This is a genomic window from Novosphingobium sp. Chol11 (genome assembly GCF_945870625.1).
In the GTDB taxonomy this organism is placed as follows: domain Bacteria; phylum Pseudomonadota; class Alphaproteobacteria; order Sphingomonadales; family Sphingomonadaceae; genus Novosphingobium.
This window is the reverse complement of the sequence record NZ_CAMBTS010000002.1, coordinates 70,928-82,378: the sequence shown is the minus strand read 5'-3', so window position 1 is coordinate 82,378 and position 11,451 is coordinate 70,928. Positions and strand designations below refer to the sequence as shown.

The window sequence follows — 11,451 nt, the reverse complement described above, 5'->3', positions numbered from 1 at the left end:
CAGGATCATGTCCGAATTTTAGGTGGCCATGAGGGCCGGTGGGAGCCAACGCCGTGGGACGGCTGGAACCCGCAGCAAGGTGACATGCACCCCTTTGCCGCGCCTTCGCCGCAGATCCTCGAAGTGCTGGCCGCAACCGCCGCCGCGCTGGGCATCGATTCCGCCCGCGCGCCGCTGTTCGCCTTGCGCGCCGCGCGTGCTGCGGCGCTGCTGGCCGGGCGCGATGCGATTGATGAAGAAGACGCGGCGCTGGCGGCGCGGCTGGTCTATGCGCCTCGCGCCACGCGGGTGCCGATGGCGGCGCCGGAACCCGCGCCAGAACCTGAGCCTCCCGGCGAAGCGCAAGAGCCGCCGCCGCCGCCCGAATCCGATCAGGGCGACGAGGAGCAGAGCGAGCCGATGCCGCCCGAAGACATGGTGCTGGCCGCCGCGCTGGCGGCTTTGCCCAAGGATGTGCTGGCGCGGATCGCGGCGGGGCGCGGGCGCGCCGCGACACGCGCGAGCGGGGCGGGCGAGCGGCGCAAATCGAATGCGCGGGGGCGGCCGATGGGCGCGCGCGCGGGTGTGCCCGGCGGCGGGGTGCGATTGAGCCTGATCGATACTTTGCGCGCGGCGGCCCCCTGGCAAAAAGTGCGCGGCAGCGCGGGGCGGGTGTCGGTGCGCCGCGATGATCTGCGCGTGCGCCGCTTCGAAACGCGCGCGCAGGCGCTGACGATCTTTGCCGTCGATGCCTCGGGCTCGGCCGCGCTCACCCGGCTGGCCGAGGCCAAGGGCGCGGTCGAGCTCTTGCTTGCCGAAGCTTACGTAAAGCGCGCCGAAGTTGCGCTGGTGGCGTTTCGCGGGGTGGTGGCCGAGCTGCTGCTGCCGCCGACCCGCTCGCTGGCCCGCGCTCGGCGCTCGCTGGCCGAGCTGCCGGGCGGCGGGGGGACGCCGCTGGCCGCCGGGTTGAACGCGGCGCGCGAGCTGGCGGAAGTGGCCCGCGCGCGGGGGAAGACCCCGTTCGTGGTGATCCTGACCGATGGCCGCGCCAATATCGCCGCCGATGGCAGCGCGGTGCGCGCGCTCGCCCAGTCCGATGCCGAGGCGGCGGCGCGGGCGATGGGCAATGCCAATATCGCCTCTGCCTTTGTCGATATCTCGGTGCGCCCTCGGCCCGAAGGCGCGGCGCTGGCAGCGGCCATGCGTGCCCGCTATCTGCCGCTGCCGCGCGCCGATGCGGCGACGATGCACGCTGCGGTCAAGGCCTCGGCCCCTTCATGAGCCAGACGCCGCGCTGGGACGCCGAAGGGCGCGACTGGCCAAGCCGCGCGCGCAGCCGCTTTGTCGAAAGCGGCAGGCTGCGCTGGCATGTGCAGGTCTTCGGGCCTGAGGATAGCGGGCGTGAGGATAGCGGCAAGCCGGTGCTGCTCCTGCTCCATGGCACCGGCGCTGCCACCCACAGCTGGCGCGCGCTGGCACCATTGCTGGCGGCCGATTTCATCGTCGTCGCCCCCGATCTGCCGGGCCATGGCTTCACCACCGGGCGTCCGCTGGGCGGATTGACGATGTCTGCCATGGCGCGCGAACTCGGCAAATTGCTCAAAGCGCTGGATCTTGCGCCGATCCATGTCGTCGGCCATTCCGCAGGCGCGGCGATTGCCCTGCGCATGGCGCTGGACGATGTTGTCAGCCCGCGCAGCATCGTTGGCCTCAACGCCGCGCTATTGCCGTTTCCGGGATTGGCGGCAAAGCTGTTTCCCACGCTGGCGCGCCTGCTGTTCGTCAATCCGTTCGCGCCGCATTTCTTCGCGGGGATCGCGCGGCGGCCGGGCGAGACGGCGCGGTTTCTCGCGCGCAGCACCGGCTCGCAGATCGATGCCGAGGGCGCTGGCTACTACGAACGGCTGTTTGCCACGCCGGGGCATTGCGCGGGCGCGATCACGATGATGGCGGATTGGGATTTGGCCGCGCTGAAGCGCGATCTGCCGCGCCTCAAGGCCCCGCTGCTGCTGGTGCACGGCGAAGCCGATGCGGCGATCCCGCTGGCAAACGCCCATGAGGCGGCGGCGCTGATCGGCGGCGCGCGCGTCACCCGGCTCGCCGCGCTGGGACACCTCGCGCACGAAGAGCGCCCCGCCGACGTCGCCGTGCTCATCCGCCAATTCGCGGCATCGCCGCAATAGCGCTTATTTGGCGGGTTCGAGGTTCGCTGGCCGGGGAAGATTGCCGATGCGCCATTGCGCCGGGCGCTGGGCGGCCTGATCCTGCAGCAGGCAATGGGCGGCAAGCCGGCCGGAAAGCGCCGCCATCGGCACGCCCGCGCCGGGATGGGTGCTGCCGCCTGCGCAATAAAGCCCCGGAATGCGCGTGCGGCTGCCCTGCCGCTGGAACGATGCCGCCCAGCCATGCGAAGCCGCGCCATAGAGCGCGCCGCCGGTCGCGGGAAAAAGCCCGGCAAATTCGGATGGCGTAGTGAGCACGGCCCCCGGTTCGAGATCGAGCGAAAGCCCTGACCGCGCGACGGTGTCCAGCATCTGGCGCTGGCAGGCGGCGATCTCGGCCGCGCTGAAGCCCGCGCCATCGCCAATCGCCGGAGCGTTGACGATGATCTGAATACGTTCTGCGCCCCCGGGCGCGGCACCGGCGCTATCGCGGTCCTGCGCGCAGATATAGACGCTGGGCGCATCGGCCAGCCGCCCGGCGGCGAGCGCGGCGAATTCGGCGGCGTAGTCATCGGAAAAGAACACGTTGTGGCGCGTGAGCGGAAAGCCGCTGGTGCGGGCGCTGGCGGTCCACACCATCGCGCTCAGCGAGCGGCGGCGCGCCGGGACCGGGCTGGCGGCGCGGCGGGCGGCTTCGCCCAAGTGCCCGGCGCCAAGTGCGGCAGCGTCGGCGTTGCACACCACCGATCCGGCCGCGATCCGTTCGCCGCTGGCCAGCACCACGCCCGCCGCGCGGCCCCGTTCGACCACGATCTCGCGCACCGGCGCATTATAGCGAAAGCGCACGCCCTGGCTGCGGCCCAGCGCCTCGAGCGCCAGCGCCAGCCGGTGCATCCCGCCATCGATCAGCCACACCCCGCTGGCCTCGGCATGCGCGACCAGCATCAGCGTGGCCGGGCACTGGAACGGGGAGGACCCGCAATACGTGGCATAGCGGCCAAACAATTGCCGGAGGCGCGGATCCTTGAAATAGCCGCCCAGCGCGCGCGCCATCGTGGTGAACGGGCGCAAGTTGACGAAATCGGGCAAGCCGCGCGCGCCCATGCGCCAGCCCAGCGTCAAGGGATTGGTCTTGCTGCCATGGAGGAACGGCCGGTCGAGCGCTTCGAACAGGCGCTGCGATTCGGCGCGAAAGGCGCGGTAACCGCGCGCTTCTGCGGGGCCGGCAAAATCGCCGATGGCGGCTTCGCTTCGCGCCGGATCGGCAAACAGATCGAGCCGCGCGTCTCCCCAGGCGTGGCGGGCGAGCGTGGTGGCCGGCTGCATCGTGACATGATCCGCCAGATCGGCCCCGCATGCCGCGAAAACATCCTCGAACACGCGGCGCAAGGTGAACACGGTTGGTCCGCCGTCGATCGCCGCGCCGCCTGAGATCACCGTGCGCAATTTGCCGCCGGGACCGGCCGCTGCCTCTATCAGGGTGACATCGCAGCCCTTTGCCGCGAGCAAAGCCGCGCTGACGAGCCCGCCGATCCCGCCGCCGATCACGACCACGCCGCGCGCTTGCACCGACCCTCTGTCCGGGCTTGGGCGTCTCACTTGCATCGAACTTCATTCCTCCAATTGACGGCAGGCTATCAGGTGTCCACAAAAGTGGACATATGAAATCGCCCGACAAGAATACTCTCGGTTGGCGCGGATGGTGGATCGACCGGCGCAACCGGCTGCTCGCATCACCGCGTTTTCAGGACTTTGCCGCCCGCTTCCCGCTCACCCGGCCGATTGCCCAGCGACGCGCGCGGGCGATGTTCGATATGGTCGCGGGGTTCACCTATTCGCAGATCCTGGCAGCCTGCATCGAGACCGGGCTGCTCGATGTCTTGGCCGATGGCGCGCAGGATGTGGCCGCGATCGCGGCGCGAATCGATCTGCCCGAAGCGGGGGCGCTGCGCCTGCTGCGCGCTGCGGCGGCACTGGGGCTGGCCGAATCGGTGGGCGCGGCGTGGGTTCTGGGCGGAAGCGGCGCAGCGCTGCGCGGCAATCGCGGGATCGCCGAGATGATCGCGCACCACCGCTTGTTCTATGCCGATCTGGCCGATCCGGTGGCGCTGCTGCGGCGCGGCGGCGGGGGCGGGGCCTTGTCGCGGCTGTGGCATTATGCCGAGCAAGCGGGCACCGGGGAGGCCGCCGCGGTGGCCGATTATTCGGCGCTGATGGCCGCATCGCAGCCAATGGTCGCGGCGCAGGCGATCAACGCCTATTCGTTTCACAAGCATCGCCGCCTGCTCGATGTCGGCGGCGGCGAGGGCGCTTTCCTGACTGCAGTCGGCGGGCGGGTGCCGGGCCTTGAACTGGGACTGTTCGACCTTCCCGCTGTCGTCGATCGCGCCAAGGCGCGATTCGAGGCGGCAGGACTCGCCTCACGGACAACCGTGTTCGGCGGCGATTTCCTCGCCGATGCGCTACCCCAAGGGTATGATATCGTTTCGCTTATCCGGGTTTTGCACGATCATGACGATGGCCCCGCGATGACGCTGCTGCGCAGCATTCACACGGCATTGCCCCCCGGCGGCGCGCTGTTCATCGCCGAACCCATGGCGCAGACCCCCGGCGCCGAGACGATGGGCGACGCCTATTTTGGCTTCTATCTGCTCGCTATGGGCTCAGGGCGCCCGCGCAGCGCTGCAGAGATTGCAGCCATGCTGCGCGAGGCCGGTTTTGTGCAAACGCGGAATCTGCCGACCGCCATGCCGCTCAACGCCAGCGCGATTATCGCGACGCGTTGAATCGTGTGTCCAATCTGGTTGACAACATAAACCGTCAAGTTAAGGTTACGGTTGTGGCGGATCGCAATCGCCGCAACAGGGGATCGACGGGTGGACACTTTGGCAGTCATATTGGAAGCACCGGAAAGGCTCGCGCTGCGATCCTTGACGCTGTCTCCGATGGCGGCGGGTGATGTTCGGGTCGAGATCGACTGGAGTGGAATTTCCTCGGGCACCGAAAAGCTGCTTTGGGCGGGCCGCATGCCGAGTTTTCCGGGCATGGGATATCCGCTGGTTCCCGGTTACGAATCGATAGGCCGCATTGTCGATGCCGGCGCTGAGGCGCGCGGACGAATCGGTGAATGGGTGTTTGTGCCCGGTGCCAATTGCTATGATGGTGCGCGCGGTCTGTTCGGCGGCACCGCGCGCACGGTCATCCTGCCCCATGCCCGCGCCATCCCGATCAGCGAATCGCTGGGCCGCGATGGCATCTTGCTGGCGCTGGCGGCAACCGCGCGTCATGCGATCGCGGGTGGCGGGATTCCCGAACTGGTAATCGGCCACGGCATTCTGGGCCGGCTGGTCGCGCGGATCACGGTCGCCATGGGCGGCGCGGCGCCGACGGTGTGGGAAACCAACCCCGATCGCCGCGAAGATTTGCATAACACCGCGATTGATCCCGCCGCCGATGAGCGCCGCGATTATGCCTTGATTTGCGATGCAAGCGGCGCGCCCGATGTGCTCGACATCGCATTTGCCAGGCTGCGCAAGGGCGGCGAGGTCGTGCTCGCCGGGTTCTATGACCGCCTGTCGTTTGCTTTCCCGCCTGCCTTCATGCGCGAGGCGCGGATGCGCATCGCCGCTGAATTTACCCCTGCGGATGTCGCCGCTGTCATCGCGCTGCTCGAAGCCGGGACGCTCGATCTAGGCGGCCTCATCAGCCACGCCCGCCCTGCCGGAGAGGCCGTCGAGGCCTATCCGCAGGCGTTCAACGACCCGGCTTGCCTGAAAATGGTGCTCGACTGGAGAGTAATATGAGTGTGTTTGACCCGAAATCGCTGCGCGAAGAAGCCGCGATCGAGCCAGATGCGGTGGCCACCGGCCCGGTGACCAAGGAAACCCAGATCATCGCGATCTATGGCAAGGGCGGGAGCGGCAAATCGTTCGCGCTGGCCAATCTCAGCTACATGATGGCGCAGCAGGGCAAGCGGGTGTTGCTGATCGGTTGCGATCCCAAGAGCGATACCACCAGCCTGCTGTTTGGCGGCAAATCCACCCCCACGATCATCGAGACCAGTTCGAAAAAGAAGCTCGCGGGCGAAGAAATCGGCATCGAAGACGTCTGCTTCATGCGCGACGGTGTGTTCGCGATGGAGCTGGGCGGGCCTGAAGTCGGCCGCGGCTGCGGCGGACGCGGGATCATTCACGGGTTCGAGACGCTCGAGAAGCTGGGCTTCCACGAGTGGGGCTTTGATTATGTGCTGCTCGATTTTCTGGGCGATGTGGTTTGCGGCGGGTTCGGTCTGCCGATCGCGCGCGACATGTGCCAGAAGGTGATCGTCGTCGCATCGAACGATCTGCAGTCGCTCTATGTGGCGAACAATGTCTGCAAAGCGGTCGAATACTTCCGCAAGATGGGCGGCAATGTCGGCGTGGCCGGCATGATCCTCAACAAGGACGACGGCACGGGCGAGGCCAATGCTTTTGCCGAGGCGGTGGGCATTCCGGTGCTGACCGCGATCCCGGCCAACGAGGATATCCGCAAGAAGAGCGCGAACTACCAGATCATCGGCAAGCCCGGCGGCCAGTGGGCCTCGTTGTTCGAGGAACTGGCGATCAATGTGGCCGAGGCCCCGCCGCTGCGCCCGACGCCGCTCGATCAGGATGGCTTGCTGAACTTGTTCAGCGCCGATGTGACCGGCGCCGATTTTGCGCTGAAGCCCGCGACGCAGGCCGACATGCGCGGCACCGACTTCGTGATCAAGCCGACCCTCGAAGTCGTGTACGACACGGTCTGACGGCGTGACCACCCAGACACCTCTCCGCGATCGCGACCGGATCGATCTGGCAGCCGCCGAAGCAGGCGGCTGCGGATCGAAGGATACGATGCGCGATGCGGCGGTTCTGGCCGGGAAATCCGATGTGTTGGCCCGCTACGCGGCGGATTATCCGAAAGGGCCGCACGACCAGCCGCAATCGATGTGCCCGGCGTTCGGATCGCTGCGCGTGGGCCTGCGCATGCGCCGCACCGCCACGGTGCTCTCGGGCTCGGCATGCTGCGTCTATGGGCTTACTTTCACCTCGCATTTCTATGGGGCCAAGCGCAGCGTCGGCTATGTGCCGTTTTCATCGGAGACGCTGGTCACCGGCAAGCTGTTTGAAGACATCAAGGAAGCGGTCGAAGGGCTGGCTGATCCGGCGCTTTACGACACCATCGTGGTGACCAATCTATGCGTGCCGACTGCCTCGGGCGTGCCGCTCCAGCTCTTGCCCGATCAGATCAACGGCGTGCGCGTGATCGGCATCGATGTGCCGGGCTTTGGCGTGCCCACCCATGCCGAGGCCAAGGATGTGCTGGCCGGGGCCATGCTCGCCTATGCGCGGCGCGAAGCCGAACTGGGCCCGGTTGCCGCGCCCCGGCAGCGCGCGGACCGGCCGACGGTCACCTTGCTGGGCGAGATGTTCCCCGCCGACCCGCCGGGGATCGGGCTGATGCTGGAGCCGCTGGGCCTTGCCGCCGGGCCGGTCGTGCCAACGCGCGAATGGCGCGAGCTTTATCAGGCGCTCGATTGCGCCGTGGTCGGCGCAATCCATCCGTTTTACACCGCCAGCATCCGCGAGTTTGAAGCCGCCGGGCGGACAGTGGTCGGCTCGGCCCCTGTCGGCGTGGATGGCACAGCGGCCTGGCTCGATGCGATTGGCGCTGCCTGCGGGATTGCGCAGGACAAGGTCGATGCGGCCAAGAACACGTTCATTCCCGCCATTCGCGGCGCACTGGCGGCCAAGCCGATCAAGGGGCGGATCACCGTTTCGGGCTATGAAGGCTCCGAGCTGCTTGTCGCCCGCCTGCTGATCGAAAGCGGTGCCGAGGTGCCCTATGTCGGCACCGCCTGCCCGCGCACGGTCTGGTCCGATCCTGATCGCGAATGGCTCGCGGCGCATGGTTGCCGTGTGCAATATCGCGCCAGCCTTGAGCAGGACATCGCCGCGATTGCGGAATATGGCCCGGATCTGGCGATCGGCACCACGCCTGTGGTGCAGCATGCCAAGCAAAAGGCCATTCCCGCGCTTTACTTCACCAATCTCATCTCGGCGCGGCCGCTGATGGGGCCGGCCGGGGCGGGCAGCCTCGCCATGGTGGTCAATGCTGCGCTGGGCAACCAGCATCGGTTCGACAAGATGACCGCGTTTTTCGAAGGCGTGGGCACAGGCGCTGCCGCCGGTGTGTGGGAAGATACCCCGGTCGACCGCCCCGAATTCAAGGCCAAATATGCCGCCAAACGCATCGCCGCCGCGAAGGCGGAGGAGCACATCGGCACATGACGTATGTCATCGATCATGATCGCGCAGGCGGTTATTGGGGCGCGGTCTACGCGTTCACTGCGATCAAGGGGTTGCAGGTGATCATCGACGGCCCCGTCGGCTGCGAGAACCTGCCGGTGACGTCGGTGCTGCACTATACCGACGCTTTGCCGCCGCACGAGCTGCCGATTGTCGTCACGGGTCTGGGCGAGCAGGAGCTTGGCCGCGATGGCACCGAGGGCGCGATGCGGCGCGCGTGGCAGACGCTCGATCCCGATCTTCCCGCTGTGGTCGTCACCGGCTCGATCGCCGAGATGATCGGCGGCGGCGTGACGCCCGAGGGCACCAATGTGCAGCGTTTCCTGCCGCGCACGATCGATGAGGACCAGTGGCAGGCGGGCGACCGCGCGCTCACCTGGCTATGGACCCAGTTCGGCCCGAAGAAAGTGCCGGAGCTGAAGCCGCTGCGCGACGGCGAGAAGCCCAAGGTCAACATCATCGGCCCGATGTACGGCACGTTCAACATGCCTTCCGATCTGGCCGAGATTCGTCGCCTGATCGAGGGCATTGGGGCCGAGGTCGGCATGGTATTCCCGCTCGGCAGCCATCTGGCGGACATGAAGAAGCTGGCGCTCGCCCGCGTAAACGTCTGCATGTACCGCGAATTTGGCCGCGGCCTGTGCGAGGCGCTGGAGCGACCTTATCTGCAGGCGCCGATCGGCCTTGAAAGCACCACGCTGTTTTTGCGCAAGCTGGGCGAACTGACCGGGCTTGATCCCGAGCCGTTCATTGCGCGCGAGAAGCACACCACGATCAAGCCGTTGTGGGATCTGTGGCGCTCGGTGACGCAGGACTTCTTCGGCACCGCCAGCTTCGGGATCGTGGCGACCGACACGTATGCGCGCGGCATTCGCAAGTTCCTCGAAGACGACATGGGCCTGCCCTGCAATTTCGCCTTTTCGCGCTGCGCCGGGACCAAGCCTGATAACGAGGCGATCAAGAACATCATCGCCACCAATCCGCCGCTCATCCTGTTCGGCAGTTTCAACGAGCGGATGTATATGGCCGAAGCGGGCGGGCGCGGGGTCTATATCCCGGCCAGCTTCCCCGGCGCGGTGATCCGCCGCCATACCGGCACCCCGTTCATGGGCTACGCAGGCGCGACCTACCTCGTGCAGGAAGTGTGCAACGCCCTGTTCGAGGCGCTGTTTCATATCCTGCCGCTGGCTGGCCAGCTGGACAAGGTCGAGGCGACCCCGGCGCGGATCGAACGCGAGATTGCCTGGGAAAGCGCGGCCAAGGCGCGGCTTGATCAGCTGGTTGAGGATCAGCCGGTGCTGGTGCGCATCTCGGCTGCCAAGCGCATCCGCGATGCGGCCGAAAGCGCCGCTCGCCGCGCCGGCGAAACCCACGTTACCGAACAGCGTCTTGCCGAGGCGATCAAAGTGGGAGCGATGACATGATCGCCTCTCTTTTGCGCGCGCAAGAAGCCACCGATCAGCCCTTCGAGGGGCTTACCTCATCCGGATGGGAAAACCTTCTGGGTATCGCCTGGAGGATGCAAATGCAGCATCCTTCCAAGACTAGAAGCAAGGAGAATACCCCATGCATGATGAAAAACTAGGTCTGACGACCTATCTAACCGAGAAAGAGGCGAAAGAGTTTCATACCCTTTTCGTCATTAGTATGGCTTTCTTTGTCGGAATGGCCGTGATCGCTCACTTCCTCGTCTGGTCGTGGCGCCCATGGTTCCCGGGTACTGCACCGTACAAGGCTGGCATGGCCATGTCGGCTCCAGTTCTCGCCAAAGAAGTCCAGAAGGTCTAAGAAGGGAATTCCGCAATGCATAAAATGTGGAGCACTTTCGATCCGCGTCGTACGCTGGTCTCGCTTGCCATTTTCCTGTTCACGCTGGCAATCTTGATTCATTTCATCCTGCTCAGCACCAACAGGTACAACTGGCTTGAAGCCCCCACCCCGGCTCCTGCCGTGGCAGCGGCTTCGGTCGCGCCTGTGGCAGCGCCGGCTACCTAACAAAACTGTCGGTCGCGTCCTTCGGGGCGCGACTACAGGCATGGCGGGGATGGTCAAGTTCGACCATCCCCGCCCATTAAACGAATGTTTCTGGGACACGAACCACCCGATCGGCGGGTGCGGAGAGATAGCCATGGCGTTGCTGAGCTTCGAGCGAAAATACCGGGTGCGAGGGGGAACGCTGATTGGCGGCGACCTGTTCGATTACTGGTTCGGACCGTTTTATGTTGGATTTTTCGGGATCATCGGCGCGCTTTTCGCGGCGCTGGGCACCCTGTTGATCTTTTATTCGGCGTCTCGCGGGCCAACGTGGAACCCGTGGTTGATCAGCATCGCTCCGCCGGACATCAGCTATGGTCTGGCGTTGGCACCGCTGACCAAGGGCGGCGACTGGCAGATCATCACGATCTGCGCACTCGGCGCGTTCGTCTCATGGGCGCTGCGCGAAGTTGAAATCTGCCGCAAACTGGGCATGGGTTATCATGTTCCGTTCGCGTTCGGCTTTGCGATCTTTGCCTACACTTCGCTCGTGGTCATCCGGCCGTTGATGCTGGGTGCGTGGGGTTTCGGCTTTCCTTATGGCATCTTTAGCCATCTCGATTGGGTCTCGAACACGGGCTACCAATATCTTCACTTCCACTACAATCCAGCGCATATGATCGCGGTGACCTTCTTCTTCACGACCACGCTGGCGCTTTCGCTGCATGGCGCGCTGGTGTTGTCGGCGGTCAATCCCCCTAAGGATTCAAACGGGGTGCGCGGCGAAGTGAAGTCGCCCGAATACGAAGATGCCTTTTTCCGTGACACGATCGGCTATTCGGTTGGCACGCTTGGCATCCATCGCGTGGGTCTGTTCCTGGCTTTGTCGGCCGGCTTCTGGAGCGCGATCTGCATCATCATCAGCGGCCCGCTCTGGACACGCGGCTGGCCCGAATGGTGGACTTGGTGGCTTAACCTGCCGATCTGGTCCTGAAGGGGAGATTGACGAA

The 11,451-nt window shown here is 65.9% G+C and carries 11 protein-coding genes; 10 read left to right on the top strand and 1 reads right to left on the bottom strand.

The genetic code is table 11. From position 1 onward, the window contains the following. Together Q0O40_RS01040 and bchO are read left to right on the top strand one after the other, a co-directional pair. Nucleotides 1-1,260: VWA domain-containing protein (locus Q0O40_RS01040; RefSeq protein ID WP_295525059.1), on the top strand; the 1,260-nt coding region annotated here is incomplete at its 5' end. Next, the gene (bchO, locus tag Q0O40_RS01035; RefSeq protein ID WP_295525057.1) at nt 1,257-2,162 is read left to right on the top strand and encodes an alpha/beta fold hydrolase BchO; all 906 of its coding nucleotides are present in this window, start codon (nt 1,257-1,259) and stop codon (nt 2,160-2,162) included. The genes Q0O40_RS01040 and bchO, both read left to right, overlap by 4 nt. A gap of 3 nt (nt 2,163-2,165) precedes the next feature. On the opposite strand, the gene crtD is transcribed toward bchO, so the two are convergent. Then, nucleotides 2,166-3,746 carry a 1-hydroxycarotenoid 3,4-desaturase CrtD gene (gene crtD, locus Q0O40_RS01030; RefSeq protein ID WP_295525054.1) on the bottom strand — a complete coding sequence of 527 codons (1,581 nt, stop codon included), beginning with the start codon at nt 3,744-3,746 and terminating at the stop codon, nt 2,166-2,168. Between the two features lie 56 nt (nt 3,747-3,802). Here crtD and Q0O40_RS01025 point away from each other — a divergent pair, with 56 nt between their 5' ends. The 8 genes from Q0O40_RS01025 (at nt 3,803) to pufL (ending at nt 11,435) form a co-directional block, all read left to right on the top strand. Next, nucleotides 3,803-4,927, top strand: coding sequence for a methyltransferase (locus Q0O40_RS01025; protein WP_295525051.1), 1,125 nt, complete (start codon nt 3,803-3,805; stop codon nt 4,925-4,927). 90 nt (nt 4,928-5,017) lie between these two features. Beyond that, nucleotides 5,018-5,944, top strand: a complete 927-nt coding sequence (gene bchC / locus Q0O40_RS01020; protein WP_295525048.1) for a chlorophyll synthesis pathway protein BchC — start codon at nt 5,018-5,020, stop codon at nt 5,942-5,944. After that, nucleotides 5,941-6,924, top strand: a complete 984-nt coding sequence (locus Q0O40_RS01015) for a chlorophyllide a reductase iron protein subunit X (RefSeq protein ID WP_295525046.1) — start codon at nt 5,941-5,943, stop codon at nt 6,922-6,924. Before bchC ends, Q0O40_RS01015 begins: the two co-directional genes overlap by 4 nt. Nucleotides 6,925-7,012: 88 nt before the next feature. Continuing rightward, the gene (gene bchY, locus Q0O40_RS01010) at nt 7,013-8,449 is read left to right on the top strand and encodes a chlorophyllide a reductase subunit Y (protein ID WP_295525078.1); all 1,437 of its coding nucleotides are present in this window, start codon (nt 7,013-7,015) and stop codon (nt 8,447-8,449) included. Continuing rightward, nucleotides 8,446-9,891, top strand: coding sequence for a chlorophyllide a reductase subunit Z (bchZ, locus tag Q0O40_RS01005; protein ID WP_295525044.1), 1,446 nt, complete (start codon nt 8,446-8,448; stop codon nt 9,889-9,891). The genes bchY and bchZ overlap by 4 nt, the downstream gene beginning before the upstream one ends. Before the next feature lie 142 nt (nt 9,892-10,033). Continuing rightward, a complete protein-coding gene (gene pufB / locus Q0O40_RS01000) occupies nt 10,034-10,255 on the top strand; it encodes a light-harvesting antenna LH1, beta subunit (protein ID WP_295525042.1) in 222 nt (73 codons plus the stop codon). Nucleotides 10,256-10,270: 15 nt separating this feature from the next. Next, nucleotides 10,271-10,462, top strand: a complete 192-nt coding sequence (gene pufA, locus Q0O40_RS00995) for a light-harvesting antenna LH1, alpha subunit (protein ID WP_295525041.1) — start codon at nt 10,271-10,273, stop codon at nt 10,460-10,462. A gap of 133 nt (nt 10,463-10,595) precedes the next feature. Next, complete coding sequence (gene pufL, locus Q0O40_RS00990) at nt 10,596-11,435, top strand: photosynthetic reaction center subunit L (protein WP_295525038.1); 840 nt, start codon at nt 10,596-10,598, stop codon at nt 11,433-11,435. The last annotated feature ends 16 nt before the right edge of the window (nt 11,436-11,451 follow it).